This window comes from Hydrogenovibrio sp. 3SP14C1, from assembly GCF_029625905.1.
Classification (GTDB): domain Bacteria; phylum Pseudomonadota; class Gammaproteobacteria; order Thiomicrospirales; family Thiomicrospiraceae; genus Hydrogenovibrio.
On sequence record NZ_JARTLM010000216.1, the window covers coordinates 1 to 254 of the forward strand.

Sequence of the window (254 nt, forward strand, 5' to 3'; positions counted from 1 at the left end):
GAAACAACTGCTCGACTTTATTCCGCTGATTATTTTCTTCGTACTATTTAAGCTTTACGATATCTATATTGCCACTGGCGCGCTGATCGCCGCAACCGCACTGCAAGTGGTGATCACTTACTTTTTAGTCAAAAAAGTCGAAAAGATTCAGCTGATCACTTTTGCTCTTGTGGCTATTTTTGGCGGCATGACCATCTTCTTACATAATGATAACTTTATAAAATGGAAGGTGACCATTGTCTATCTGGTGTTTG

1 protein-coding gene is annotated in these 254 nt (G+C 39.8%); it reads left to right on the forward strand.

Annotated elements, in window-relative coordinates; all coding sequences use genetic code 11:
- Nucleotides 1-254: septation protein IspZ (locus P8629_RS12310; RefSeq protein ID WP_278166392.1), on the forward strand; the 254-nt coding region annotated here is incomplete at both ends.